This is a genomic window from Xanthomonas arboricola (genome assembly GCF_002940665.1).
In the GTDB taxonomy this organism is placed as follows: domain Bacteria; phylum Pseudomonadota; class Gammaproteobacteria; order Xanthomonadales; family Xanthomonadaceae; genus Xanthomonas; species Xanthomonas arboricola_B.
The window spans coordinates 1,430,838-1,455,694 of the sequence record NZ_MIGY01000002.1 but is presented as its reverse complement, the minus strand read 5'-3'; the positions used below and the strand labels follow the sequence as shown (position 1 = coordinate 1,455,694).

The following is a 24,857-nucleotide window of genomic DNA, read 5'->3' as shown; positions in this document are numbered from 1 at the left end:
GTGGCGACAACCCGGACGGCTTGCCTACAGCGCGGTTTGCACGATGCCCAACAGGTCGCGCAATGAAAACGGCTTGGTCAGCAGCCGCATGCCGGTATCCAGAAAATCCGCGCGCTTGGCGATGGAACCGGCGTAGCCGGTCATGAACACGACAGGCAAGGCGGGGTACAGGCGGCGCGCGTTGTCTGCCAGGTCGCGCCCGTTCATGCCAGGCAGGCAGATGTCCGAGAGCAGCAGATCGAACGGACGCGCATGGTTGAGCTGCTCCAGTGCCTGCTCGGCGTCGGAAGAAGCGGTGACCCGATAGCCCTCGTCACTCAGGATATCTGCGGTCAGCGCACGAATGGCATCGTCGTCTTCGACCAACAGGATACGGGCGCTGCATGATGCGTGATTCACCGCTGTCCTCGAGCGATCGCAACCATGCGATGCACTTCAGGTGCAACGCTAGGCCTGGGCGCGTGACGAACGTGTCGCAACCGGCATCAAGCGCGGCGCAGGTCACGGCACCATGGCGGTATCGCCAGCGCTCAAGCCGCGCCAAGCAATCTGATCCATTCAGTGGCGCGCAGCGGTCGATCACGCGCCCGTGATAAATTTAAGCCTATGGGAAATCTGAAGCCGATGATCGCAAACCGCATTACGACTGGTACGACAGGGCTTGACACCATTCTGCGCGGCGGCCTGCCGGCCAACCGCCTGTACTTGCTGGAGGGCCAGCCCGGCTCGGGCAAGACCACCATGGCACTGCAGTTCCTGCTCGATGGCGCTGCCAAGGACGAGAGTTGTCTGTACGTGACCTTGTCGGAGACCATCGACGAGCTCACCGAAGTGGCTGCGTCGCATGACTGGTCGTTGGATGCGCTGCATATCTTCGAGCTGGCATCGGCCGAAGCGTTCCTGGGCGATGGACGCCAGCAGTCCATTCTGCATCCGTGGGAAACGGAGCTGGATGGCACCATCAAGCTGATCCAGGCAGAGGTCGATCGGGTCAAGCCGACACGGGTGGTATTCGACTCGTTGTCCGAGTTGCGCCTGCTGGCACAGGACTCGCTGCGCTATCGGCGCCAGGTGCTGGCGCTCAAGCAGTTCTTTGCGCCGCGCAACATCACCTTGTTTCTGGTAGACGACCTCACCGGCGAGAACGGCCAACGCGATGCGCATCTGCACAGTCTGTGCCATGGGGTGATTTCGCTGGAACGCATGACGTTGGATTTCGGTGCGGCGCGTCGGCGCATGCAGGTGCAGAAACTGCGCGGCGTGGATTTCATCGCTGGCTACCACGACATCACCATCACCACCGGCGGCATGCGGATCTTTCCGCGCCTGATCGCCTCCGATCACCATGTGCCGTTCGTTGGCGATCTGGTGTCCAGTGGCGTGGAGCGTGTCGATGCGCTGTTGCACGGCGGGCCGCTGCGCGGTACCAGCACGCTGCTGACCGGGCCTGCCGGTTCCGGCAAGACCAACATCGCGCTGCAGTACGTGGCCGCCGCCTGCGAGCGCGGCGAGCATTGCTGCATCCTGGAGTTCGACGAGCGCACCGGTACCTTGCTGACGCGAGCCGAGAGCCTGGGCATGGACCTGCGCAAGTATCTGGACGCGGGTCTGCTGGAATTGCATCAGATGGATCCGGCCGAGCTGACCCCGGGCGAATTTGCCTGGGCGGTGCGCGCCAGTGTGGAACAGCGCGACTGCCGCGTGCTGGTGATCGATAGCCTCAACGGCTATCTCACCTCGATGCCGCAGGAAAAACAGCTGATGCTGCAGATGCACGAGTTGTTGTCGTACCTCAACCAGAGCGGTGTAACCACATTCCTGGTCAATCCGCAGCACGGCCTGGTCGGCACGATGTCCACCGGCAACCTCAACATCTCCTACATGGCCGATACCGTCATCCTGTTCCGCTTCTTCGAAGCGCAAGGGCGCATCCGCAAGGCCTTGTCGGTGATCAAGAACCGCAGTGGCGCGCATGAGGATTCGATCCGCGAGTTGCGCATCGGGACGAGCGGTATCCACCTGAGCGAGCCGCTGGAGAAATTCCACGGCGTGCTGACCGGTACTCCGCATTTCGTTGGGGACGATACGCCGTTGCTGGATCGTCCACTTGACTACCTGTGATCCGGATGGATCCATCGTCCACATCATCGCGCCATTCGGCCGCGATGCGGAGAGCATTGCCGGGATCGTCGGTCAGCGCGGGCTGACGCGCCGGGTGTACGGCTCGCTGGTTGCGCTGGCGGACGACCTGCTCGATGCCTCTGGCGTGGTGGTGTTGACCGAAGAGGCGGTCGGCGGCGATCTGCAGCAGCTCTCGCACGTCCTGCAGAGTCAGGCCGCATGGTCGGATATTCCGTTCGTGCTGCTGCGTGCGCCGCGCGGCACTCATCGTGGGCGTCAGGCCACGCTGCCGCCGGAAGTCACCAACGTCATCGAGCTGGAACGGCCGCTGAGTTCGTCTTCATTGCTGAGCGCGATTTCCACCGCATTGCGATCGCGACAGAAGCAGTTCGTGATCCGCGACCAGATGGCGCAGTTGGCCGAAAACAAGGCGGCGTTGATGTCGAGCGAGGCCGAGCTGCGCCGCGTCACCGACGCACTGCCGGTGCTGATTGCCTTCATCGACAAGAACCTGGTGTACCGGTTTGCCAACCGGTCGTATGAAGACTGGATCGGCATCCCGCCTGCCGATGTGATAGGGCGTCCGTTGGTGGACGTGGTCGGACCTGCGGTGGTGCAGGAGCGTCGCGCCTGGATCGAAGCCGCACTGGCCGGGCAGGCATTGACGGTGGAGGCCAGCTGGCCGCACGCCGACGGGCGTCGGCGCGATGCGGAGATCCGCTATATGCCGCGCCTGGCTGCGGACGGCAAGGTGGACGGCTTTCATGTGTTTGCCACCGACATCACCGCGCGTGCGCTTGCGCTGGAGTCGATCCAGCAGCAAGCCAGCCTGCTCGAGGTCAAGGTGGCCGAGCGCACCGCCGAGCTGCAGCAGCAGATGCTGGCACGCGAGTCCAGCGAAGCGGCGTTGCGCCAGGCGCAGAAAATGGAAGCGGTGGGCCAGCTGACCGGCGGCATCGCACACGACTTCAACAACATGCTGACCGGGATCCTGTCGGCGCTGGACCTGGCGCGCCTGCGCATCGATCAAGGCCGCACCGAGGGGCTGGGCCGCTTTCTGGATGTGGCGTCGGCATCGGCCTTGCGCGCGGCCGCACTGACGCAGCGGCTGCTGGCGTTCTCGCGCCGGCAGTCGCTGGAAGCGCGGCATCTGCATCTGAACGATCTGGTGGTATCGCTGCAGGAACTGCTGGCGCGCACGCTGGGCGAATCGGTGCATCTGGAAACCGACCTGCAGGCCGACCTGCCGCAGGCGTATGTCGACGAAAACCAGCTGGAAAGCGCGCTGCTCAATCTGGCGATCAATGCCCGCGATGCGATGCCCGCTGGCGGGCAGTTGCGCATCGCCACCCGGCAGTTGCAGGTCGAAGGGCAGCCGCTGGAGCTCGGGCGCGGGGTGACGCTGGCACCGGGCAGTTACGCGGTGGTGTCGGTGACAGACAGCGGCGTCGGCATGCCGGCCGATGTGCTGGAGCGTGTGTTCGAACCGTTCTACACCACCAAGCCGATCGGGCAGGGCACCGGCCTGGGCATGTCGATGATCTACGGCTTCATGCAACAGTCCAACGGGCAGGTGTGGGTGGAGTCCGAGTTGGGGAAGGGCACCACGGTGAGCCTGTACCTGCCTGCCGGTCTCCATCCGCAAGCGCTGGCGCCGCAACCGCAAGCCGGCGCGGTGGTCGCCGGGCGCGGCCAGCAGGTGCTGGTGGTGGAAGACGACGAGCAGGTGCGGCTGCTGGTGACCGAACTGCTCAACGAGTTGGGTTATGAAGCCGATGTGGTGGCCGACGCCGATGCGGCGCTGCCGATCCTGGCCTCGCAACGGCGGATCGATCTGCTGGTGACCGATGTCGGCCTGCCCGGACTCAACGGGCGCCAGTTGGCAGAGATCGCGCGGCAGTCGCGGCGCGATCTGCCGGTGATCTTCATGACCGGCTATGCGGAAACCGCGCGCGATCGCGGCGAGTTTCTTGCCGAAGGCATGAGCATGATCGCCAAGCCGTTTACGCTGGGCGAGTTCAGCGGAAAGCTGCACGAGGTGCTGGGACCGTCGGCCTGATCGGATTGCGCGATCGATGGCGCCGGTCACCATCATGGCGCGGCCGCGATACCGTCACCGATCGGCCCGGAGCCGGTGCAGGGGGCCGGGACAGGTCGAACAACCCACAGGCATCCGTCCTGCGCAGGCAGGCGGATCTGCCGTCACTGCGGCACCGGCCGGAAGTCGCTCGATCCGCGCAGCACCGTGCGGTGGGCCGGAAACGGAGTCAAGCGACGCCGCGCGCTGTTCGGCCACTGAAATGCTGTAATCCCCCCCAGCGCCACCTCGGCAGGTGGCAAAGCCGCCTGGCCAGCCCCATCTGTTGCACATCACTCATTCCCCGGAGTCATCCGATGACGCCCATTTCCGTGCTCGACCTGGCGCCGGTCTGCGAAGGCAGCGACACCACCCACGCCTTCGCCAACATGCTCGATCTGGCCCAGCACGCCGAGCGCTGGGGCTACCAGCGTTACTGGCTGGCCGAGCACCACAACATGCCGGGCATCGCCAGCGCCGCCACCGCAGTGTTGATCGGCCATGTCGCCGGCGGCACGAAGACCATCCGCGTCGGCGCCGGCGGCATCATGCTGCCCAACCATGCGCCGCTGCAGGTGGCCGAACAGTTCGGCACGTTGGCCTCGTTGTATCCGCAGCGCATCGACCTGGGCCTGGGCCGCGCGCCCGGCACCGACCAGCCGACCGCGCGCGCCCTGCGCCGCTATTTCGACAGCGCCGACCATTTCCCGCAGGACGTGGCCGAGCTGTTGCGCTACTTCGCGCCGGTGGTGCCGGGGCAACTGGTGCAGGCGGTGCCGGGGGGCGGCCTCGACGTGCCGGTGTGGCTGCTGGGTTCCAGCCTGTTCAGTGCGCGGCTGGCCGCGGCGATGGGCTTGTCGTTCGCGTTCGCCTCGCATTTCGCGCCCGATGCGATGGACGAGGCGGTGGCGATCTACCGCCGCGAATTCCGCCCGTCCGCGCAGTTGGCCAGGCCGCATGTGATGCTGGCCCTGAATGTGGTGGCCGCGGAGACCGAAGCGCAGGCACGCCGCCTGTTCACCACCCAGCAGCAGAGCTTCGTCAACCTGCGTCGCGGCAAGCCCGGCAAGATTCCCGCGCCGGTCGACGACATCGACAGCTTCTGGCAGCCGCACGAGCGTGACGGTGTCGAGCGTGCGTTGGCGTGCACGGTACTGGGCGATGCCGGGCAGATCGCGCAGGGCGTGGCCAAGTTCATCGAGCGCCACACGCCGGACGAGCTGCTGTTCACCGCCAATATCTACGACCATGCTGCGCGTTTGCGTTCGTTCGAAATCGCCGCACTGGCTTGCCGCGAGCTGGACGTGAGCCCTGCGTGATTCACGTCGCTTTGCGCGGCGATCGGCTCAGATGCGTGCACCTCCATTGGGAACACCAGCATGCAATTTCAGGAACGCAGCGAGAGCATCAAGCAGTTGGCGGAATTGATCCGCGGCGTGGACATCGCGATGTTCACGACCGTGTCGGCCGACGGCAAGTTGGTGAGCCGGCCGTTGGGCACGCAGGAAGTCGAATTCGATGGCGACCTGTGGTTCGCCACCGCCGCCGACAGCCCGAAGGTGGCCGAAATCGCCGCCGACCCGCGCGTCAACGTGGCCTATGCCTCGGCCTCGAAGAACAGCTACGTGTCGGTTGCCGGTACCGCACGCCTGGTCGATGACCGCGCCAAGATCGAGCAGCTGTGGTCGCCGGCGATGAAGGTGTTTTTCCCGGGTGGCAAGGACGACCCGAACCTGCGTCTGATCCATGTGCGCGCCGAATCGGCCGAGTACTGGGATGGCCCGAGCGGGCTGCTGGGCAAGGCGCTGTATTTCGTGATGGCGGCCGTGACCGACGATACCGGCAGCCTGTCGGACAACCGCGTGGTCGATCTGAAGTAAGCGCGCTCCAGGTGCGCCGGTCGTCGCGCGCTCAGCGCCAGGCGGCCGGCCACCAACCGCGGATCAGCTCCAGCAACTGGTCCGAGGTGACGCCGAACACCGCCACCGAGATCAGCGCAGCGGCCCAGCCCACCAGCAGCAATGCGCCGTCGCGCTCGAGCAGGGCCAGCGCAAACAGCAGCAGGATCAGCCCGAAGATGTAATTGGTGAACGGAATCGGCAGCGTCAGCAAGATGCCGACCAGCACCAGCAGCACGCCGGTGAACATCTGCGCCGGAATCCGGTCCAGCATGCCGTGCAGGCGTGGCTTGAGCAGCCGGTCCAGGCGTTGCAGCGTCGGCGCAAGTCGCGCGACGAAACGCTGGCCGGTGCTGCGGCGCGGCCCGCGCTCACCGATGAAACGCGGCACCCACGGCTTGCGCAGGCAGCACACCATCTGCAATCCGATCAGCACCGTCAGCGGGCCGCTGATACCGCCAGCCACGCCAGGGATGGGAATGAACGACGGCAGGATCGCCAGGAACAGAAACACCCCGAACGCGCTCTGCTGCAGATCGGCCAGAATCTCGCGCACCCGCAGCACATGCTCCCGATCGCCCTCGCTGAAGGCCGCCAGCAGGCTGCGGATGCCTTCGTTGCGATAGCGCATCTGCGCGCCGTCCGCTCCATCCGATGGCGGTACGCCGTTATCCGACGATGTCATCGCTGCCCTCGTCGCCGACGCGGCTCAGCAGCAGCTTGTCCACGCGCGCGCCATCCAGATCGACGATCTCGATGCGCCAGCCAGCCCAATCGAAGAATTCGCCGGCCTGCGGGATGCGGCCGAAGTAGTAGATGCACAGGCCGGCGAGGGTGTGGTAGTCGCCTTCGTCGGCTTCCGGCAGTTCGGCGCCCAGCACCTCGCGCAGTTCTTCCACCGGCAGCGAGCCGTCGATCAACAGCGAGCCGTCGCCGCGCGTGACCACCAGCGCATCCTCGTCGGTGTTTTCCACCGCCTGCAAGCGGCCGACCACCGCGCCCATCAGGTCGCTGATGGTCACCAGCCCACGGATTTCGCCGTATTCGTCCACTACCAGCGCCATCGACTGCTGTTCTTCGCGGAAGATCTCCAGCAGCTTCATCGCATGCGTGGATTCGGACACGAACAAGGTGTCGCGCAGGGCCTGGAACAGATGCGCGCCGTGTCCGTCCATGCGCGTGACCAGCGACTTGACCTCCAGCACGCCGGCGATGTCCTGGTCGCTGCCGCGGTAGACCGGGTAGCGCGAGAATTCGTGTTCGCGCATCACCAGCAGATTGCGTTCGGGCTCGGCATTGGCATCCAGCCAGGCGATGCGGTTGCGCGGCGTCATCAGGCTGTCGGCGGTGCGGTCGCCCAGCCGCATCACGCGATTCATCATGTCGCGCTCGTGCGCATCGATCACGCCGGCCTCGTGGCTTTCGGCCACCAGCATGCGGATCTCCTCTTCGGTCACCGATGCCGATTCGTCCTTGCCCATGCCGAGCATGCGCAGCACCAGCCGGGTCGAGCGCGCCAGCACCCACACGCCGGGCGCGGCGATCTTGGCCAGCCAGGCCATCGGCACTGCGACCACCCCGGCGATGTCCTCGGAGTTGCGCAACGCCAGCCGCTTGGGCACCAGCTCGCCGAAGATCAGCGTCAGGAAGGTGATCAGGGCCACCGCCAGCGTGCTGCCGATCACCACCGAATACGGGCGCGGCTTGCCGACCAGTTCGAACGAGGCCGACAGTGCCGGGAACAGCCCCTGCAGCCAGCTGCTGATGGCCTCGCCGATCGCCTCGCCACCGAACACGCCGGTCAGGATGCCGATCAGGGTGATGCCGATCTGCACCGTGGACAGGAAGTTTTCCGGGCTTTCGGCCAGCGCAAGTGCGCGCGCGGCACGCTTGCTGGAGCCGGCCATCTGCTTCAGGCGGCTCTTGCGCGAGGTCATCAGGGACATTTCCGACATCGCGAAGAAGCCGTTCAACAAGATCAGCGCAATGACGATCAGAAACTCAACCACGGGCGTCTTCCCCGGTCAGTGAAGGGGAGGGCGGGCGAGCACTGGGTTGGCCGGCGCGCGCAACGGCGGGGCGGCAACGGGGGAATATAGGGTCGTCTTCCATAGGGTGCACCCGAAGGCGCGGGAGCATGTTAGCAAACCACAGGGTGGTTCGAACCGGGAAATGCCCATGTGAAGGCCGCTTGCGCGACCGAGATACCCAGACAGGTCATGGAACGGTCATAATTCGCGCTCGGCGTCCGTCTCTCCCTCGACGGCAGGAAGTTCTCCACCCATGTTCTCGTTGCAGACCATCTTCGGTTCCGGCAAGCAGTTCTATGCGCTTCTGAACGAAGCGGCGCAGGCCGCCTACGACAGCACCAAGGCCTTGCACGCCATGATGCGCACGTCCGACCGCCAACCCGCGCTGGACGCCTTCAAGCTGGCCCGCCTGCGCGAGCGCGCCGCCTCGGACAAGATCGGCCAGGCGCTGGTGGACAGCTTCATGACCCCGATCGAGCGCGAGGACATCGAAGCGCTGGGCTCGGCGCTGTACAAGATTCCCAAGCAGGTCGAGAAGTTTGCCGACCGGTACTCGCTGGCCACCAAGCATCTGGAGCACATCGACTTCGCCCCGCGCGCGGCGATGCTGGAACAGGCTGCCGTCGTGGTGGTGGAGATGGTGACCGACCTGCCGCAGATGAACATCGATCGCATGACCGCGCTCAACGACAAGCTGCGCATGCTGGAAAACGAAGCCGACCGGCTGATGCTCGAGCTGTATCGCGACATCTACTCCGGCCGCCTGGACACGCTGCAGATGTTCCTGCTCAAGGAATTCTTCGAGATTCTGGAAAAGGCCATCGACCGTTGCCGCGAGGCAGGGGTGGTGGTGTACCAGATCGTATTGAAGAACAGCTGAGGTCGCCGCGTGCTTACCCTAGTTCTGGTGGTGATCCTGGCGGCGTTGGTGTTCGAGTTCATCAACGGCTTCCACGACACCGCCAACTCCATCGCCACCGTGGTCGCCACCAAGGTACTGTCGCCGGGCTGGGCGGTGATGCTGGCGGCCGGCATGAACCTGATCGGCGCGCTCACCGGCACCGCGGTGGCGTTGACGATCGCCTCCGGCCTGCTCAACACCGACGTGGTGGAGGTCACCCCGCAGGTGATCCTGTGCGCGCTGCTGGGGGGCATCATTTGGAACCTGATCACCTGGTGGAAGGGCCTGCCCTCGTCGTCCTCGCACGCCTTGATCGGCGGGCTGTGCGGCGCCGGGCTGGCGGCCGCGCACAACAACTGGAATGCGTTGATCTGGTCGGAAAACATCGGCAACTGGGCCAAGAACAAGGGCCTGTTGTGGAAGGTGTTCGTGCCGATGATCACCTCGCCGATCGCCGGCTTCCTGCTCGGTATCGTGGTGATGCTGCTGCTGTGGGCTATCATCGCCGGCATGGCCCGACTGGGCGGGCCGATCGGGCGGCTGGCGCGGCCGCGCTGGGTCAATGCGTTCTTCGGCAAGGCGCAGATCGCCTCGGCCGCCTACATGGGCTATGCCCACGGCCACAACGACGCGCAGAAGACCATGGGCATCATCGCCATGACCCTGATCGGCGCGCAGTCGGCCGGCGCATTGGACGATCTGCCAAGCTGGCTGTCGTTCCTGCATCCGGGCACCGGCCTGGCCGCCGGCGCCGGCATTCCAATGTGGATCGTGCTGACCTGTGCGGTGGTGATGGCCGCCGGCACCGCCTCGGGCGGCTGGAAGATCATCAAGACGCTCGGCCACAAGATGGTCAAGCTGCATCCCATCCACGGCTTCGCCGCAGAAACCAGCTCGGCAACCGTGCTGACCGTGGCCGCGCACTTCGGCATGCCGGTGTCGACCACGCACAGCATCTCCACCGCGATCATGGGTGTGGGCTTCGCCAAGAACCCCCGCTCGCTGCGGCTGGGCGTGATCGAGCGCATCGTCTGGGCCTGGATCCTGACCATCCCGGCCGCGGGCGGGGTGGCGTATCTGATCCTGCGCTGCTTCGAATGGTTCGGCTGGACCTGAGCGATGTCGCGCTGCGGTCACCTCGGTCGGCGAGCATGCGTGCCAACGACGGAGTGCCCGGTCGCAGGCTGTCCCGTTCGACCCTGATGTGCCAACGCGTCCTGCCTGAGGAAACGCGCCGATGATGCTTGCGCTGGTGTGCGTGCTGTTCCTGCTGTCCTGGCTGCTCGGCCGCCGGCGCTGGCTGCGCAGTGCGCGCGCGCTGGCGGCAGCCACGCTGGCGTTGTTGCTGCTGGTGGGCTGCGGCCCGTTGGCGGGCTGGATGCTGCACGGGCTGCAGCAGACCGGCGTCAACGATTTCAACGACTGGCGCGCGCGTAACATGATCGTGCTGCTGGGCGCCGGCACGGTGCGGCCGGATGGCCCCGATGCCACCGCCGAGGCCAACATGTTCGCCTACGGCCGCATCGTCGAGTCGGCGCGGCTGTACCGGCAATGCCGTGCGCATGGCGGCGACTGCAAGATCGAGATCAGCGGCGGCGACGCGCGCGGGCTGGGTCTGTCCGAGGCGGTGGTGTATCGAAAGGTGCTGATCGGGCTGGGCATCGCGCAGGCCGACCTGATCATGGAGCCGTCCAGCATGAACACCTGGCAGAACGCGCAGTTCAGCCAGCCATTGCTGCGCCAGTACCGCCCCGAGCGGGTCGTGCTGGTGTCCTCGGCCACGCATCTGCGGCGTGCCGAGCTGTACTTCCGCCATTTCGGCATCGACGCCACGCCGGTGCGGTCGGACTGGTTGACCGCGTCCTGGGCGTGGTTGCCGCAGAGCTACAACTTCACCGTGGCCGATGTCGCCTTGCACGAGTACCTGGGCATTGCGCGCTATCGGGTTTACGGGTGGCTGGGGTGGAATGTGGAGGCTGTTCGGGCTGGCGCGTTGTGAATGGGGAATCGGGAATCGGGAATCGGGAATCGGGAATCGGGAATGGTGATTCGGGATTCGGGATTCGTAGCAGCTGGTGCGGCGCGTTCTGACGCGCGCGGCTGATTGATTCAGCGGCGCCTGTTGCCCCTTCGGATTGACGGGAGCAAGCCGGGTGCGCGGCGGTGGGGAAGCTCATTGCGCTGCTGGGTGGCGTCGCGGCCAGCTGCGTGTCTGCTCGCCGCTGCCTTGATGCATCGCCGGCCGCGTGTTCGGCCGGCGATGGCGGTGCTCAGCGTGTTTCGTACATCGTCCTGACGTCGTTGCGGAACGCGGCCTGGCTGTCGGTACGGTTGTAGAACATGTGGCCGCCGGGATATTCGCGGACCTGCACGCGCTTGGGGTCGCTGCCCATCGTCGGCATCTGGTCCACCGTCAGCACCGAGCCCATGAACGGGCAGGAGAGGTCGTTCCAGCCATGCGCGATCAACACGCGCAGCTTGGGGTCGATCGCCACCGACTGGCGCAGCTGGGTGACCGCACCCTTGCGCAGTTCGTCGTTCCAGTCCCATAGCTTGTTGACGTCGTAATTGAGCGCCTGATAACGCGCATCGACCTTCCAGCCGACCACACGGGTGACGAAGTCCACCATCGCGGTGGTGGTCGGCGCGATGATGCTGTCCAGCAGCGGGTCGTTGGCGCGCTGCTCCGGATCGTTGGGGAAAGGGTCGAACGCGGTCACGTTGGAATCGTAGCGGCTGCCCAGCTCGCCCTTGTCGCGGAACACCTCGCGCAGGTACGCCTGGGTGTCCAGTCGTCCGCCGGAGCGGCGCACATAGGTCGCGTCCAGTCCGGTCATGCGGGCGACCTGCTGCAGCATCGCTTCGGTCGCCTGCGGGTCGGTGCGGCCCTTCATCAGCGCCACCGCGTAGTCGCCGCAGGTGTAAGCGATCACCTGGCGCATCGCCGTGTCGCTGAGCTGGCCCTGGCGTTCCAGATGCGCGGCGGCGATCGAGGGCAGCGTCATCATCCAGGCCAGCGGCGACACATCGCTGTTGTCGTCCAGGGTGGGATTGAGATACGGCGACACCAGCACCACGCCGTTCATCGCCACGCCCAGCCGGGTCTGCAGGTACTGGGTGATGCGCGGACCGCGGAAGCCGCCGTAACTTTCGCCGACCAGGTACTTGCGCGCCTGCAGGCGGCGGTTCTTGAGCAACCAGTCGTAGACCACGCGCGAGAGATATTCCACGTCGGCCTGCGGGTTGTAGAACTGCTTCTTGGCCTCGTCGTCGCCGATCAGGGCGCGGCTGAAGCCGGTGCCGACCGGGTCGATGAACACCAGGTCGGTGAAGTCCAGCCAGGTGCCGGGGTTATCGCGCAATGCCGCCGGCGCGGAGGCGCTGTCGCCTTCGGCGCCGAAACCGACCACCTTGGGTCCGATCGCGCCCATGTTCAGATACACCGACGACGCACCGGGCCCGCCATTCAGCGCGAAGGTCACCGGGCGGTCCTTGCCATCGACGGTGTAGGCGGTGAACACCACCTCGCCGGTGGTCCTGCCCTGCGCATCGCGCACCGGCAGCGTACCGACGGTTGCGGTGTAACTCAGCGTGCGTGCGCCCACGCGGGTGCTTTGCCGCACGCTGGCATCGGCCGGCAGTGGCACGGGCTTGGCGGCCGCCGCAGACGCCTTCTTCTGCCCTCGGGAGAAGGTGCCCCGCAGGGGCGGATCAGGGGACGGGGCGAAGCCTCGTGCGATTACTTGCCCAATGGCTTCGCCCGTACCCTCACCCCAACCCCTCTCCCGACAGGAGAGGGGCTTAAAGCTTCCAGAGGTTCTTAAACCTCCAGCGACGCCAGGTCGCCCTTGGTCTCCAACCACTGCTTGCGGTCGCCGGCGCGCTTTTTCGCCAGCAACATGTCCATCAGCGAGCGGGTCTGTTCGCCATCGTCGATGGTCAGCTGCACCAGGCGACGCGTGTCCGGATGGATGGTCGATTCGCGCAGCTGCTGCGGATTCATCTCGCCCAGGCCCTTGAAGCGGGTGACGCTGACCTGGCCCTTGAGCTTCTCGCGCGCGATCTTGTCCAGCAGCGTGGTCTTTTCCTCCTCGTCTAGCGCATAGAACACCTGCTTGCCTACGTCCACGCGGAATAACGGCGGCATCGCCACGAACACATGGCCGGCCGCGACCAGCGCCGGGAAATGCTGCAGGAACAGCGCGGTCAGCAGGGTCGCGATATGCAGGCCGTCGGAATCGGCGTCGGCCAGGATCACCACCTTGCCGTAGCGCAGCCCGGTGATGTCGTCCTTGCCCGGGTCGCAGCCGATCGCGATCGCCAGGTTATGCACTTCCTCGGAGGCCAGTACGCTGCCCGATGCCACTTCCCAGGTATTGAGGATCTTGCCGCGCAGCGGCAGGATCGCCTGGAAGTCCTTGTCGCGCGCCTGCTTGGCCGAGCCGCCGGCCGAGTCGCCCTCGACCAGGAACAATTCGGTACGCGACAGATCCTGGCTGATGCAGTCGGCCAGCTTGCCGGGCAGGGCCGGGCCCTGGGTGACCTTCTTGCGGACGATCTGCTTTTCGGTCTTCAGGCGCGCACTGGCGCGGTCGATGGCGATCTGCGCGATCTTCTCGCCGATCTCAACGTTCTGATTCAGATACAGGCTGAAGGCATCGTGCGCGGCGCCTTCGATGAAGCCGGCGGCCTGGCGCGAGGACAGGCGTTCCTTGGTCTGCCCGGAGAACTGCGGGTCGGTCATCTTCAGGCTCAGCACGAAGGTGACCCGGTCCCACACGTCTTCCGGTGCCAGCTTGACCCCGCGCGGCAGCAGGTTGCGGAAGTCGCAGAACTCGCGCAGCGCATCGGTCAGCCCCGATCGCAGGCCGTTGACGTGGGTGCCGTGCTGCGCGGTCGGGATCAGGTTGACGTAGCTTTCCTGCACCAGCTCGCCTTCCGGCACCCAGGCCGCGGCCCAGTCGACGATTTCGGTATCTTTCTTCAGGCTGCCTGCAAACAGGTCGGCCGGCAGCATCTCGTGCTCGGCCATCTCGCCCTTGAGGTAATCGCGCAGGCCGTTCTCGAAGTACCAGCTGTCCTGCTCGCCGGTGGCCTCGTCGTGCAGCTTGACGGTCAGGCCGGGACACAGCACCGCCTTGGCGCGCAGCAGATGGCGCAGCGCGCGCACGTTGAACTTGGGCGTGTCGAAATACGTTGGATCGGCCCAGAAGCGCAGCCGCGTGCCCGTGTTCTTCTTGCCGACGGTGCCGACCACTTCCAGCTTGGAGGCGGCGTGGCCATCGCGGAACTCCATGCGGTGCTCGCTGCCTTCGCGTTTGATGAACAGCTCGACCTTGGTCGACAGCGCATTGACCACGCTCACGCCCACGCCATGCAGGCCGCCGGAGAAGGTGTAGTTGCGGTTGTTGAACTTGCCGCCGGCATGCAGCCGGGTCAGGATCAGCTCGACACCGGGAATCTTCTCTTCCGGGTGCATGTCCACCGGCATGCCGCGACCGTCGTCGGACACCTCGCAGCTGCCGTCCTTATACAGGGTCACTTCGACCTGCCTGGCGTGACCGGCCAGCGCCTCGTCGACCGAGTTGTCGATCACTTCCTGCGCCAGATGGTTCGGGCGCGCAGTGTCGGTATACATGCCAGGGCGGCGTTTGACCGGGTCCAGGCCCGACAGCACTTCAATATCGGCGGCGTTATAACGGGTGTTCATGCATCTCGTTGGCACGTGAAACGACGCGCAAGTGTGGGGGCTGAGGCGATTTTTTGCACGCGCCCGGCGTTCAGTGCAGGGCGGGGTGCGGATGGATACCCTGGCATTGGATTCGGAATCAAACGTCCCCACCTGAGGATGTCACCGAACCCGGAGGACACCATGAAGTTCAAGCACATCCTGATGCTCACCCTCGGTGCTGCCGCAGTGGCCGCGCTTCCTGCCCTGGCCCAGGCGGCTCCTCAGCAGAGCGGGCAGGACGCCGGCGCCAGTGCGCAGAAGGCCGACGACGCCAAGGCCAAGACCGAAGCCGAGCGCAAGGCCGAGCGCCGTGCTGCCGCAGCGGCGCACAAGCCCAAGGCCGACACTGCTCCGCGCGAGGAAGAGGAAGAAGAAAAGCCGGCGCGCTGATTCCATCTCGGGTCGGCAATACGCCACACGGACGCCCCGGCTTCGGCCGGGGCGTCTGCATTTGTGCGCCATGCACGGCGCGTTCTTTGCCGCTGTGGCGACATGATCGTCACGCAACCCTTGGGCATTCGCCCGTCACCCGCTAAACTATGGCTTTCCGGGAGGCTTCAAGCCCCATGACCCCCCTGATTTTTGTTACCGGCGGCGTGGTGTCCTCGCTAGGCAAGGGCATTGCCGCCGCTTCGCTTGCCTCCATTCTGGAAGCGCGTGGCCTGAAGGTCACGATGATGAAGCTGGATCCCTACATCAATGTGGATCCGGGCACGATGAGCCCGTTCCAGCATGGCGAGGTCTACGTCACCGACGACGGCGCCGAGACCGACCTGGATCTGGGTCACTACGAGCGTTACGTGCGCACGCGGTTGTCGCGCAAGAACTCGGTCACCACCGGCCGGATCTACGAGAACGTGATCCGCAAGGAGCGTCGCGGCGATTATCTGGGCGCCACCGTGCAGGTGATCCCGCACATCACCGACGAGATTCGCCGTTGCATCGACGAGGCTACCGCCGGGTTCGACGTGGCGCTGATCGAGATCGGCGGCACTGTCGGCGACATCGAGTCGCTGCCGTTCCTGGAAGCGATCCGCCAGGTACGCACCGAGCGTGGTGCCGAGAAGGCCATGTTCATGCACCTTACCCTGGTGCCGTACATCGCCGCCGCCGGTGAGTTGAAGACCAAGCCGACCCAGCACTCGGTCAAGGAGCTGCGCTCGATCGGTATCCAGCCGGACGTGCTGCTGTGCCGTTCCGAGCAGGCGGTGCCGGATTCGGAGCGCCGCAAGATCGCGTTGTTCACCAACGTTTCCGAGCGCGCGGTGATCAGCTGCCCCGACATCGATGTGCTGTACGGCATGCCGCTGGAGCTGCGTCGCCAGGGCCTGGACGAACTGGTCATCGATCAGTTCAAGCTGCGCGACAAGGTGGCTGCGCCCGACCTGTCCGAATGGGCTGCGGTGGTGGATGCGGTCAAGCATCCGCTGGACGAGGTCACCATTGCGGTGGTCGGCAAGTACGTCGATCACCAGGATGCCTACAAGTCGGTGGCCGAAGCGCTGCGGCACGGCGGCCTGCGCCAGCGCACCAAGGTCAACCTGAAGTGGCTGGAGGCGCAGGATCTGGAAGGGAGCGACATGGCGGCGCTGCAGGATATCGACGGCATTCTGGTGCCGGGCGGCTTCGGCGATCGTGGCTTCGAAGGCAAGGTGCTCACCTCCAAGTACGCCCGTGAGCACAAGGTGCCGTACTTCGGCATCTGCTACGGCATGCAGGCGGCGGTGGTGGACTATGCCCGCCACGTGGCCGATCTGGACGCAGCCAACAGCACCGAGAACGATCGCCAGTCGCCGCACCCGGTAATCGGCCTGATCACCGAATGGCGCACCGCCAGCGGCGAAGTCGAAAAGCGCGACGAGAAGTCCGACCTGGGCGGCACCATGCGGCTGGGCCTGCAGGAGCAGCGGCTCAAGCCGGGCACGCTGGTGCGCGAGGTGTACGGCAAGGACGTGGTCGCCGAGCGTCACCGTCACCGCTACGAGTTCAACAACCGCTACCGCACCCAGCTGGAGGACGCCGGCCTGGTGATCTCCGGCAAGTCGATGGACGACACGCTGGTGGAGATGGTCGAGCTGTCGCGCGATGCGCACCCGTGGTTTCTGGCCTGCCAGGCGCATCCGGAGTTCCTGTCCACCCCGCGCGATGGGCATCCACTGTTCATCGGCTTCGTGCGCGCTGCGCGCGAGAAGAAGGCGGGCGGAAAACTGCTGAAGGAAGCGCGTGCGTGAGGGTTTCCTTCTCCCCCCGGGAGAAGGTGGCGCGTAGCGCCGGATGAGGGGCGCCGCAACACAATGAGAGGTGGCAGCCATGATGAACGCGTCGCCACGCGTCAGCCAGGGCAAAACCATCGCACTTCAGCAGTGCTTCGCAACCGTACCCTCACCCCAACCCCTCTCCCGGCGGGAGAGGGGCTTTAATCAATAGGTGACCTGATGAAACTCTGTGACTTTGACGTTGGCCTGGATCAGCCGTTGTTCCTGATCGCCGGCCCCTGCGTGATCGAGTCGATGCAGTTGCAGCTCGACGTGGCCGGCAAGCTGAAGGAGATCACCGGCAAGCTGGGGATCAACTTCATCTTCAAGTCCAGCTTCGACAAGGCCAACCGCACCTCCGGCACCAGCTTCCGCGGCCCGGGCCTGGAAGAAGGCCTGAAGGTGCTGGAGGCGGTGAAACAGCAGATCGGCGTGCCGGTACTGACCGATGTGCACGAGTACACCCCGATGAACGAGGTCGCCGCCGTCGTCGACGTGCTGCAGACCCCGGCCTTCCTGGTGCGCCAGACCGACTTCATCAAGAACGTCTGCGCCGCCGGCAAGCCGGTCAACATCAAGAAGGGCCAGTTCCTGTCGCCGTGGGACATGAAGCCGGTGGTGGACAAGGCCAAGTCGACCGGCAACGCGCAGATCATGGTCTGCGAACGTGGCGCCTCGTTCGGGTACAACAATCTGGTCAGCGACATGCGCTCGCTGAGCGTCATGCGCGACACCGGTTGCCCGGTGGTGTTCGATGCCACCCATTCGGTGCAGTTGCCGGGCGGGCAGGGCAGCAGTTCCGGCGGTCAGCGCGAATTCGTGCCGGTGCTGGCGCGCGCGGCGGTAGCGGTGGGTATTTCCGGCCTGTTTGCCGAAACCCATCCGGACCCGTCCAAGGCCTTGTCGGACGGCCCCAACGCCTGGCCGCTGGACAAGATGGAGGCCCTGCTGGAGACGCTGCTGGCGCTGGACTCCATCACCAAGCGTCACGGCTTTCTCGAGCAAGGCGTCTGATCAGGCAAGGCAGTGGAGCGCGCGGTCCGTGCTGCGTGGTCCGTTGCCGCTGCAGGTGCGGATGCGCGGTGTGCCGGCTCCCACAGCGATGTCGCCTGCGACAGCGGAAGCTGACACGGCAGCAGCGGACTCCGTACCACCGGCCACGCGCCGCAGCGGCGTTCTGACGTATCGTCATCGCCAGGCCGCGCGATCACGCCATTTGGCAAGCCGCAGTCCTGCGGCGATAATCCGGCAGCTTGTTTCCGGTGTACTTCCCCCTTACTGGTAACCGATCGACCTATGACCACTATCGCCAAGATCCTCGCCCGCGAAATCCTCGACTCCCGCGGCAATCCCACGCTGGAGGCCGAAGTCACGCTGGACAACGGCTCGTTCGGCCGCGCTGCCGTGCCCTCGGGCGCCTCGACCGGCACCAAGGAAGCGGTGGAACTGCGCGATGGCGACAAGACCCGCTACCTGGGCAAGGGCGTGCTGCACGCGGTGCAGAACGTCAACGGCACCATCGCCGAGACGCTCAAGGGCCTCGACGCAGCCGACCAGCAGGGTCTGGACCGCCGCCTGATCGACCTGGACGGCACCGAGAACAAGGGCCGCCTGGGCGCGAACGCGCTGCTGGGTGTGTCGCTGGCCGCCGCGCATGCCGTGGCCGCCTCGCGCAAGCAGCCGCTGTGGCAGTACCTGTCCACCATCACCGAATCGGATGTGGCACTGCCGGTGCCGATGATGAACATCATCAACGGCGGCGCGCATGCCGACAACAATGTCGACTTCCAGGAGTTCATGGTGTTGCCGGTCGGCTGCAGCTCGTTCTCCGAAGCGCTGCGTGCCGGTACCGAAATCTTCCACGCGCTCAAGTCGGTGCTCAAGAGCCATGGCCTGAGCACGGCAGTGGGCGACGAAGGCGGCTTTGCGCCGGACTTCCGCAGCAATGTCGAAGCGCTGGACACCATCCTCGAAGCGATCGGCAAGGCGGGCTACACCGCGGGCGAAGACGTGCTGCTGGGCCTGGACGTGGCCTCCAGCGAGTTCTACGACAACGGCAAGTACAACCTGGTCGGCGAGAACAAGCGCCTGACCAGCGAACAGTTCGTCGATTTCCTGGCCGACTGGGTCGCGCAGTACCCGATCATCAGCATCGAAGACGGCCTGGCCGAGGACGACTGGGCCGGCTGGAAGCTGCTCACCGACCGCGTCGGCAAGAAGGTGCAGCTGGTCGGCGACGATCTGTTCGTCACCAACCCGAAGATCTTCAAGCAGGGCATCGACTCGGGCACCGCCAACGCGATCCTGATCAAGGTCAACCAGATCGGCACGCTGACCGAGACGCTGGAAGCCATCGCGATGGCGCATGCGGCCAACTATGCCTCGATCGTCTCGCACCGCTCGGGCGAAACCGAAGACACCACCATCGCCGACATCGCCGTGGCCACCACCGCCACGCAGATCAAGACCGGCTCGCTGTGCCGCAGCGATCGCGTCGCCAAGTACAACCAGTTGCTGCGCATCGAGCAGGCGCTGGGCTCCGGCGCGCGTTACGCCGGCCGCGACGCGTTCGTTTCGATCAAGCGATAAGCCGTGCGCAACTGGCGCTGGCTACTGCTGGTGCTGGCGGTGCTGCTGGCTTGGCTGCAGTACCGCTTCTGGTTCGGGCCTGGGAACTCCGGCGAAGTCATGATGCTGGAAGCCCAGGTCGCGCATCAGACACAGGACAACGAAGGTCTGCGCCAACGCAACCAGGCGTTGGCAGCAGAGGTGAAGGATTTGAAGGACGGCGAGGCGGCAATCGAAGAGCGCGCGCGCAGCGAGCTGGGCATGATCAAACCGGGCGAGACGTTCTATCGCGTGGTCGAGGATGCACCGCCGCTACCGCCCGCAGTGGCCGCGCCGTCCGCTGCCCCCGTCGAGCCTGACGCTCCGGCGGAACAGCCATGACCGGTTCGATCTGGGCGATCGTGCCGGCCGCCGGGCGCGGTACGCGCTTTGGTGGGCAGACCCCCAAGCAATATCTGGCCGCCGCCGGGCAACCGCTGATGGCCTACACGCTGGCGGCGCTTGCCGCGCATCCGGTGGTGGCCGGCATCGTGGTGGCCATCGTCCCCGACGATGCGGATTGGCCAGGCTGGACCTCGGTGCAGGGCAAGCCGGTGCTGACCTGCGTCGGCGGCGGGACACGTGCGGCATCGGTGCTGGCCGGATTGCTGGCCTTGCCCGAGAGCGTGCGTGCCGATGACTTCGTGCTGGTGCACGATGCCGCGCGGCCCAATCTCGCCTTGGCCGATCTGGAGCGCCTGCTGGAAATCGGCCGCGGCGATCCGGTCGGCGCGATCCTGGCTGCGCCGGTGCGCGACACGCTCAAGCGTGCCGGCGACGATGGCGGCATCGATGCCACCGAACCGCGCGAGCGGCTGTGGCGTGCGCTGACTCCGCAGCTGTTCCGTCGCCATCAACTGATCCGCGGCCTCACCGAGGCGTCGGCGGCCGGGGTGGACGTGACCGACGAGGCGATGGCGATGGAGCGGCTGGGATTGCGCCCGTTGCTGGTGGAAGGTGCCGAAGACAACTTCAAGGTGACCACGCCAACGGATCTGGCGCGCTTCGAATTCGAACTGGCGCGCCGCGGCGTGGCAGTGGATGCCTTGTCGCCTGCAACCGCTCTGCGCGCCGGGGCGGTCGTTGGCCGCAACGATGCGGTGTCCGCTGGCGCGCACCACGACGCCGACGCTCCCTAATCACCACGGATTCTCCATGTCTTTCAATTTTCGAATCGGTCAGGGCTACGACGTGCACGCGTTCGGTGCGGGCGATCACGTGATGCTGGGCGGCGTGCGCGTCGTGCATAGCCATGGCGTGCTTGCGCACAGCGATGGCGACGTGGTGTTGCATGCGCTGTGCGATGCGATGCTGGGCGCCCTGGCGCTGGGCGATATCGGCCAGCACTTTCCGCCGTCCGATGCGCGCTGGAAGGATGCCGACAGCGCGCAGTTCCTGCAGCATTGCGATCACTTGCTGCGCGAGCGCGGCTGGCGCGTCGGCAATGCCGACGTCACCGTGATCTGCGAGCGTCCCAAGATCGGCCCGCACGCGCTGGCGATGCGCGAACGTATCGCAGGCCTGCTGGCGATCGAACTCGATGCAGTCAGCGTCAAGGCCACCACCAGCGAAAAACTCGGCTTCACCGGCCGCAGCGAGGGCATCGCCGCGCAAGCGGCGGTCTTGCTCGGCAAGATCGCTGGCTGACTGCGGCTGACAAACGCCTGCGCTTACCGTCGGTGGTGCGACGTTGCCGGGCACGGCGATTGTCACGCATACCCTGCAGTGCCGAGCATGCCGTCTACACTGCCGGCCAGGTGTTGCAGCCGCTCCAGATCGCGGTTACCTGCGCCGAGCTCGTCTTGGCGTTGCACCGCGACACCACCGCGCCGAAGCATTCGGCACACAGCGCACGACCTGTCGGCGCGAAGGTAAACCACAGCATGAGCGACACCTTTGTTCTGCCGCGCGCGCATGGCGCTGCGGTCCTCGGCGCGGCGATGCGCAGCACGCCCGAAGATTTTCAGGTCGATGAGCTGCCGGCTTTCGAGCCCACCGGCGAGGGCGAGCACCTGTTGCTCACCATCCGCAAGCGCGGGCAGAACACCGCCTATATCGCGAAGAAACTCGCGCAGTGGGCCGGAATCGCCGAGATGGGCGTCAGCTACGCCGGGCTGAAGGACCGCCATGCGGTGACCACGCAGCGCTTCAGCGTGCATCTGCCCAAGCGCATCGCGCCGCAGCTTGCCACGCTCGACGACGATGAGATGCAGGTCATCGCCAGCACCTGGCACAACCGCAAGCTGCAACGCGGCGCACTGCTGGGCAATCGTTTCGGGTTGACGTTGCGCCAGGTGCAGGGCGAGCGCGCGGCGATCGAACAGCGTCTGCAGGCGATCGCCGCGCGCGGTATCCCCAACTGGTTTGGCGAACAGCGTTTCGGCCGCGATGGCGGCAACGTAGCGTCCGCGCTGGCGATGTTCGGTTATGTGTCCAATGCCGACGGCACCTTGTCAGCGGCGCCGGCATCCAGGCGGCGGCTGCGCAACGATCAACGCTCGATGCTGCTGTCGGCGGCGCGCTCGGCATTGTTCAATCGCGTGCTCACCGCACGCGTGGAGCAGGGCAGCTGGGATACCGCGCTGGATGGCGAGGCGTGGATGCTGGATGGCTCACGCAGCGTGTTCGGCCCGGAGCCGTTCAACGATGTACTGGCGGAGCGCCTGGCGCGCTTCGATATCCATCCCAGCGGGCCGTTGTGGGGCGCAGGCGAGCTGCGTTCGACCGACCAAGCTGCGGCGGTGGAGCAGGGCGCGTTGTCCGATCCGCAATCGGAAGCGCTGCGTCAAGGGCTGGAAGCTGCGGGCTTGAAGCAGGAGCGCCGTGCACTGCGCTTGCGTCCGCAGCAGCTGGAGTATCGCTGGCGGGATGCCGAAAGCCTGCAGATCGAATTCGCACTGCCGCCGGGCTGCTACGCCACCGCGGTGCTGTGGGAACTCGGCGAGGTCAGCGACGCCGGCCGTCTCAACGCCAACACGCGTCCCGACGCCTAGCCTGTTCGGCTGTCGTTGGCCACCCGGCACACACGTCACCGCCGTAGGAGCGGACCTGGCCGCGACAGGCCTGCCCATTGACGCATCCTTTGCGCAAGCGCATGCCTACATCGGCGACCCATTACCCAATCGGCCCTAACGCCGCGCCAGCAACACCAGCAACGCCCCGGTGCCACCTTGCGTGGCCGGCGCCGAATGGAACGCCAGCACGTCGTTGCGCTGACGCAGCAGACGATCCATCAGGTTTTTCAACACCGGCGCGCCAGTGTCCGACTGCAGCCCCTTGCCGTGGATGATGCGCACGCAGCCATGTTCGTGTGCATGTGCTTCGATCAGAAACTGCCGCAGCAGGGATTCGGCCTGCGCGGCGGTGGCGCCATGCAGATCCAGTTCGTCCTGGATCGAAAACTGACCACGCTTGAGTCGCTGAAACAATCGGGTGGGAAGATTCTCGCGCCGATAGCTGGCGGTATCGCCGGCCTCCAGCGGCGCACTGTCGCGCAGCAGACGCGCGAATTCGGTGTGCGCTTCCGCATCGTCGCGCTCGGCCATGCGTGCGCGCGGCTTGGGGCGCGGCTTGGCATTGGCCGGTGGGGCGACTTCACGAATCGGCTTGACCGCGCCGATCGCTGCGCGGAACAGCGCGCCGTCGTCTTCGTCTTCGGGATGGGACATGCTCACAGCGTAACGTGCCCAACCTCAGGTGCAAGCGAAGATCAAGCGCGAAGGGCGCGGACGCATCCGGTATCATGGCCCGGTTTTCCGAGGAGTCCCATGCGCGTACTGGTTAGCAACGACGACGGTGTCGACGCCCCCGGCATCCAGATTTTGGCCGAGGCGCTGCGCCATGCCGGTCATGAAGTGATGGTGGTCGCGCCCGACCGCGACCGCTCCGGCGCCAGCAATTCGCTGACGCTGGATGTGCCGATCCGCACCCGCCGCATCGACGCGCAGACCTGCGCAGTGGCCGGCACGCCGACCGACTGCGTGCATCTGGCGCTGACCGGCATGCTCGATTACGACCCGGATATCGTGGTCTCCGGCATCAACAACTCGGCCAATCTCGGCGACGACGTGATCTATTCGGGCACCGTGTCCGCCGCGATGGAAGGCCGTTTCCTCGGCCTGCCGGCGGTGGCGGTCTCGCTGGTGACGCACAATCACCAGGCGCATCACTACGAGACCGCCGCGCGCGCCGCGGTGGAGATCGTGGCGCGGCTGAAGGCCGATCCGCTGCCTGCCGACACCATCCTCAACGTCAACGTGCCGGACCTGGCTTGGTCGGATGTGCTTGGTTTCGAGGTCACCCGGCTGGGCAACCGCCACCGTTCCGAGCCCTGCGTGCCGCAGCGCGACCCGCGCGGCCGCACCGTGTACTGGATCGGCCCGGCCGGGCCGGAGCAGGACGCCGGCGCCGGCACCGACTTCCATGCCGTGCGCACCGGGCATATCTCGGTCACCCCCATCCATGTCGATCTGACCCGCTATCAGGCGTTGGAAACGGTGGCCGGCTGGGTGGGCGGCTTGACCGCCGCGCTGGATACACCGGCATGACGCCGAGGCTGCGTCTGCAACCGGAATCGGTCGGGATCGGCATGACCTCCCAGCGCGTGCGCGACCGGCTGGTCGAGCGCCTGCGCGAGGCCGGCATCCAGGACGAGGCCACGCTCAACGCGATGCGTACCGTGCCGCGCCATCTGTTCATCGACGAAGCGCTGGCCTCGCGCGCTTACGAAGACACGGCCTTGCCGATCGGCCACGGCCAGACCATTTCGCAGCCCTGGGTGGTCGCGCGCATGACCGAGGCGGTGCTGCAGGTCGGCCCGACCAAGGTGCTCGAAGTGGGCACCGGTTCCGGCTACCAGGGGGCCATCCTGGCCGCGCTGGGGCTGGAGGTGTACACGGTCGAGCGCATCGGCGATCTGCTGCGGCAGGCGCGCAAGCGCTTCCGGCACCTGGGCATGAACGTGCGCAGCAAGCACGACGATGGCCGCATCGGCTGGCCCGAACACGGCCCCTACGATGCCATTGTGGTCACCGCCGCCGCGCCGGCGCTGGTCGATGCGCTGGTCGACCAATTGGCGGTCGGCGGGCGGCTGGTCGCACCGGTCGGTGGTGCCTCGTCGCAGTCGCTGGTGCAACTTACGCGCAGTGCCGACGGCGCGATCGAACAGCAGGTTCTGGCGCCGGTCACGTTCGTCCCGCTGTTGTCGGGCATGCTGGATTGAATCCATGAGAGTTTCT

23 protein-coding genes are annotated in these 24,857 nt (G+C 65.9%); 17 read left to right on the top strand and 6 right to left on the bottom strand.

Translation table 11 applies throughout. The features are described 5' to 3' along the window. Positions 1-24: 24 nt before the first annotated feature. Complete coding sequence (locus tag XarjCFBP7645_RS13465; RefSeq protein WP_104537950.1) at positions 25-369, bottom strand: response regulator; 345 nt, start codon at positions 367-369, stop codon at positions 25-27. Between the two features lie 237 nt (positions 370-606). On the opposite strand from XarjCFBP7645_RS13465, the gene XarjCFBP7645_RS13460 reads away from it, so the two are divergent. From XarjCFBP7645_RS13460 to XarjCFBP7645_RS13445, 4 genes are all read left to right on the top strand, one after another. Next, entirely contained in the window at positions 607-2,121 is a 1,515-nt protein-coding gene (locus XarjCFBP7645_RS13460) for an ATPase domain-containing protein (protein ID WP_104537834.1), read from the top strand. Further along, complete coding sequence (locus tag XarjCFBP7645_RS13455) at positions 2,108-4,180, top strand: ATP-binding protein (RefSeq protein WP_104537833.1); 2,073 nt, start codon at positions 2,108-2,110, stop codon at positions 4,178-4,180. Before XarjCFBP7645_RS13460 ends, XarjCFBP7645_RS13455 begins: the two co-directional genes overlap by 14 nt. A gap of 335 nt (positions 4,181-4,515) precedes the next feature. After that, positions 4,516-5,517, top strand: a complete 1,002-nt coding sequence (locus XarjCFBP7645_RS13450; protein WP_104537832.1) for an LLM class flavin-dependent oxidoreductase — start codon at positions 4,516-4,518, stop codon at positions 5,515-5,517. 60 nt (positions 5,518-5,577) lie between these two features. Continuing rightward, positions 5,578-6,078: a pyridoxamine 5'-phosphate oxidase family protein gene (locus XarjCFBP7645_RS13445; protein ID WP_104537831.1), complete on the top strand. Its 501-nt coding sequence runs from the start codon at positions 5,578-5,580 to the stop codon at positions 6,076-6,078. A gap of 31 nt (positions 6,079-6,109) precedes the next feature. On the opposite strand, the gene XarjCFBP7645_RS13440 is transcribed toward XarjCFBP7645_RS13445, so the two are convergent. Further along, positions 6,110-6,781, bottom strand: a complete 672-nt coding sequence (locus XarjCFBP7645_RS13440) for an exopolysaccharide biosynthesis protein (RefSeq protein ID WP_181126324.1) — start codon at positions 6,779-6,781, stop codon at positions 6,110-6,112. Further along, a complete protein-coding gene (locus XarjCFBP7645_RS13435; protein WP_104537829.1) occupies positions 6,765-8,105 on the bottom strand; it encodes a hemolysin family protein in 1,341 nt (446 codons plus the stop codon). Before XarjCFBP7645_RS13435 ends, XarjCFBP7645_RS13440 begins: the two co-directional genes overlap by 17 nt. A 274-nt stretch (positions 8,106-8,379) precedes the next feature. Between XarjCFBP7645_RS13435 and XarjCFBP7645_RS13425 the strand changes: the two genes are divergently transcribed. From XarjCFBP7645_RS13425 to XarjCFBP7645_RS13415, 3 genes are all read left to right on the top strand, one after another. Beyond that, positions 8,380-9,006, top strand: a complete 627-nt coding sequence (locus XarjCFBP7645_RS13425; RefSeq protein WP_104537828.1) for a DUF47 domain-containing protein — start codon at positions 8,380-8,382, stop codon at positions 9,004-9,006. 9 nt (positions 9,007-9,015) lie between these two features. After that, entirely contained in the window at positions 9,016-10,143 is a 1,128-nt protein-coding gene (locus XarjCFBP7645_RS13420; protein ID WP_047128560.1) for an inorganic phosphate transporter, read from the top strand. 121 nt (positions 10,144-10,264) lie between these two features. Beyond that, positions 10,265-11,026: a YdcF family protein gene (locus tag XarjCFBP7645_RS13415; RefSeq protein ID WP_104537827.1), complete on the top strand. Its 762-nt coding sequence runs from the start codon at positions 10,265-10,267 to the stop codon at positions 11,024-11,026. 271 nt (positions 11,027-11,297) lie between these two features. Here the strand turns inward: XarjCFBP7645_RS13415 and XarjCFBP7645_RS13410 are convergent, their stop codons facing one another. After that, positions 11,298-12,731 (bottom strand): S10 family peptidase, encoded by a 1,434-nt coding sequence (locus tag XarjCFBP7645_RS13410; RefSeq protein ID WP_429001468.1) that lies wholly within the window; start codon positions 12,729-12,731, stop codon positions 11,298-11,300. Positions 12,732-12,847: 116 nt separating this feature from the next. After that, positions 12,848-14,737, bottom strand: a complete 1,890-nt coding sequence (gene parE, locus XarjCFBP7645_RS13405; RefSeq protein WP_104537826.1) for a DNA topoisomerase IV subunit B — start codon at positions 14,735-14,737, stop codon at positions 12,848-12,850. A 162-nt stretch (positions 14,738-14,899) separates the two neighbouring features. Between parE and XarjCFBP7645_RS13400 the strand changes: the two genes are divergently transcribed. The 8 genes from XarjCFBP7645_RS13400 (at position 14,900) to truD (ending at position 22,613) form a co-directional block, all read left to right on the top strand. Then, positions 14,900-15,148, top strand: coding sequence for a hypothetical protein (locus XarjCFBP7645_RS13400; protein WP_166775793.1), 249 nt, complete (start codon positions 14,900-14,902; stop codon positions 15,146-15,148). Positions 15,149-15,324: 176 nt separating this feature from the next. Next, positions 15,325-16,989, top strand: a complete 1,665-nt coding sequence (locus XarjCFBP7645_RS13395) for a CTP synthase (protein WP_104537825.1) — start codon at positions 15,325-15,327, stop codon at positions 16,987-16,989. 204 nt (positions 16,990-17,193) lie between these two features. After that, on the top strand, positions 17,194-18,027 hold the full coding sequence (gene kdsA / locus XarjCFBP7645_RS13390) for a 3-deoxy-8-phosphooctulonate synthase (protein WP_104537824.1): 834 nt from the start codon (positions 17,194-17,196) through the stop codon (positions 18,025-18,027). Between the two features lie 282 nt (positions 18,028-18,309). Beyond that, positions 18,310-19,602 carry a phosphopyruvate hydratase gene (gene eno / locus XarjCFBP7645_RS13385; protein ID WP_104537823.1) on the top strand — a complete coding sequence of 431 codons (1,293 nt, stop codon included), beginning with the start codon at positions 18,310-18,312 and terminating at the stop codon, positions 19,600-19,602. Between the two features lie 3 nt (positions 19,603-19,605). Then, positions 19,606-19,962, top strand: a complete 357-nt coding sequence (gene ftsB, locus XarjCFBP7645_RS13380) for a cell division protein FtsB (protein WP_016904016.1) — start codon at positions 19,606-19,608, stop codon at positions 19,960-19,962. Then, the gene (ispD, locus tag XarjCFBP7645_RS13375; RefSeq protein ID WP_104537822.1) at positions 19,959-20,759 is read left to right on the top strand and encodes a 2-C-methyl-D-erythritol 4-phosphate cytidylyltransferase; all 801 of its coding nucleotides are present in this window, start codon (positions 19,959-19,961) and stop codon (positions 20,757-20,759) included. Before ftsB ends, ispD begins: the two co-directional genes overlap by 4 nt. Positions 20,760-20,775: 16 nt before the next feature. Then, positions 20,776-21,267 carry a 2-C-methyl-D-erythritol 2,4-cyclodiphosphate synthase gene (gene ispF / locus XarjCFBP7645_RS13370; protein ID WP_104537821.1) on the top strand — a complete coding sequence of 164 codons (492 nt, stop codon included), beginning with the start codon at positions 20,776-20,778 and terminating at the stop codon, positions 21,265-21,267. A 236-nt stretch (positions 21,268-21,503) separates the two neighbouring features. Next, on the top strand, positions 21,504-22,613 hold the full coding sequence (gene truD / locus XarjCFBP7645_RS13365) for a tRNA pseudouridine(13) synthase TruD (RefSeq protein WP_104537820.1): 1,110 nt from the start codon (positions 21,504-21,506) through the stop codon (positions 22,611-22,613). A 135-nt stretch (positions 22,614-22,748) separates the two neighbouring features. Here truD and XarjCFBP7645_RS13360 read toward each other — a convergent pair whose 3' ends face one another. Further along, the gene (locus tag XarjCFBP7645_RS13360) at positions 22,749-23,288 is read right to left on the bottom strand and encodes a Smr/MutS family protein (RefSeq protein ID WP_181126323.1); all 540 of its coding nucleotides are present in this window, start codon (positions 23,286-23,288) and stop codon (positions 22,749-22,751) included. A 99-nt stretch (positions 23,289-23,387) separates the two neighbouring features. Between XarjCFBP7645_RS13360 and surE the strand changes: the two genes are divergently transcribed. Together surE and XarjCFBP7645_RS13350 are read left to right on the top strand one after the other, a co-directional pair. Beyond that, on the top strand, positions 23,388-24,167 hold the full coding sequence (surE, locus tag XarjCFBP7645_RS13355; RefSeq protein WP_104537818.1) for a 5'/3'-nucleotidase SurE: 780 nt from the start codon (positions 23,388-23,390) through the stop codon (positions 24,165-24,167). Further along, positions 24,164-24,841, top strand: coding sequence for a protein-L-isoaspartate(D-aspartate) O-methyltransferase (locus tag XarjCFBP7645_RS13350; protein ID WP_104537817.1), 678 nt, complete (start codon positions 24,164-24,166; stop codon positions 24,839-24,841). Before surE ends, XarjCFBP7645_RS13350 begins: the two co-directional genes overlap by 4 nt. Positions 24,842-24,857 lie beyond the last annotated feature (16 nt).

Coding starts and splice junctions, on each gene's coding strand:
- eno (WP_104537823.1), top strand. CDS start 18,310: ATGACCACTATCGCCAAGATCCTCGCCCGCGAAATCCTCGACTCCCGC.
- XarjCFBP7645_RS13395 (WP_104537825.1), top strand. CDS start 15,325: ATGACCCCCCTGATTTTTGTTACCGGCGGCGTGGTGTCCTCGCTAGGC.
- XarjCFBP7645_RS13425 (WP_104537828.1), top strand. CDS start 8,380: ATGTTCTCGTTGCAGACCATCTTCGGTTCCGGCAAGCAGTTCTATGCG.
- XarjCFBP7645_RS13360 (WP_181126323.1), bottom strand. CDS start 23,288: ATGTCCCATCCCGAAGACGAAGACGACGGCGCGCTGTTCCGCGCAGCG.
- XarjCFBP7645_RS13350 (WP_104537817.1), top strand. CDS start 24,164: ATGACGCCGAGGCTGCGTCTGCAACCGGAATCGGTCGGGATCGGCATG.
- XarjCFBP7645_RS13450 (WP_104537832.1), top strand. CDS start 4,516: ATGACGCCCATTTCCGTGCTCGACCTGGCGCCGGTCTGCGAAGGCAGC.
- ispF (WP_104537821.1), top strand. CDS start 20,776: ATGTCTTTCAATTTTCGAATCGGTCAGGGCTACGACGTGCACGCGTTC.
- surE (WP_104537818.1), top strand. CDS start 23,388: ATGCGCGTACTGGTTAGCAACGACGACGGTGTCGACGCCCCCGGCATC.
- XarjCFBP7645_RS13415 (WP_104537827.1), top strand. CDS start 10,265: ATGATGCTTGCGCTGGTGTGCGTGCTGTTCCTGCTGTCCTGGCTGCTC.
- parE (WP_104537826.1), bottom strand. CDS start 14,737: ATGAACACCCGTTATAACGCCGCCGATATTGAAGTGCTGTCGGGCCTG.
- XarjCFBP7645_RS13400 (WP_166775793.1), top strand. CDS start 14,900: ATGAAGTTCAAGCACATCCTGATGCTCACCCTCGGTGCTGCCGCAGTG.
- truD (WP_104537820.1), top strand. CDS start 21,504: ATGAGCGACACCTTTGTTCTGCCGCGCGCGCATGGCGCTGCGGTCCTC.
- XarjCFBP7645_RS13445 (WP_104537831.1), top strand. CDS start 5,578: ATGCAATTTCAGGAACGCAGCGAGAGCATCAAGCAGTTGGCGGAATTG.
- XarjCFBP7645_RS13460 (WP_104537834.1), top strand. CDS start 607: ATGGGAAATCTGAAGCCGATGATCGCAAACCGCATTACGACTGGTACG.
- XarjCFBP7645_RS13440 (WP_181126324.1), bottom strand. CDS start 6,781: ATGACATCGTCGGATAACGGCGTACCGCCATCGGATGGAGCGGACGGC.
- kdsA (WP_104537824.1), top strand. CDS start 17,194: ATGAAACTCTGTGACTTTGACGTTGGCCTGGATCAGCCGTTGTTCCTG.
- ispD (WP_104537822.1), top strand. CDS start 19,959: ATGACCGGTTCGATCTGGGCGATCGTGCCGGCCGCCGGGCGCGGTACG.